Source organism: Streptomyces sp. AC627_RSS907, from assembly GCF_019049165.1.
On the sequence record NZ_JAGMUE010000479.1, the window covers coordinates 1 to 628 of the forward strand.

General features: G+C 69.3%; 1 protein-coding gene. It reads right to left on the reverse strand.

What is annotated here, in order from left to right; translation table 11 throughout:
- Positions 1-575 (reverse strand): ABC transporter substrate-binding protein (locus tag KUM32_RS36585; RefSeq protein ID WP_217146194.1); only part of this gene is annotated, 575 nt, incomplete at its 3' end.
- Between the last annotated feature and the right edge of the window lie 53 nt (positions 576-628).

A 628-nucleotide genomic window follows, 5' to 3' on the forward strand; every position in this document is an offset into this window, starting at 1 on the left:
GCCTTGTACTTCGCGGTGAGCGCGGCGGCCTTGTCCTCGTACGCCTTCTTGACCGCGTCGAACCTGGTGAGCGCGCCGGCGGCGTCGGCCTGCTGGTGGGACTGCTTGCGCCACATGTTGGGCACGGTCGGGCCGATCGCCAGCACCGGGGCGATGGACTCCAGCCGCTTGACGTCGATGTCGCCGAGGACGGGGGCCGGCACGCCGATGACGATCAGATCGGGCTCGGCCTCGGCGATGGCCTCGTAGTTGGTCTCCGTCGCCAACTCACCGGCCACCTTGGGCAGCTTCTTGTACGTGGCCAGGTCCCGCTGGCTCATCATCGGCTCGCCGCGCTTCCAGGTCGAGATGCCCACCAGCGGTGCCTCGGCCTCGATCAGGGCGGGCACGGCGTAGCCGGTGGCCACCACGCGCTTCGGCTTCTCCGGAATGGTGATCTTGCCGTTGTCGGCGGTGAACACCCGGGTCCGGCCCTTGCCGGCGTCGTCCGACGCGCCGTCCGACGATCCACACCCGGTCAGGGCCAGGGCCAGTGCCACGGCACCGACCAGGCCCGGGGTTCTGCGTAGGGACATCGTGTCGCTCCTTGTTCTCGGGGTGGATCGGGTCGAACTCGCCTTGACCACGT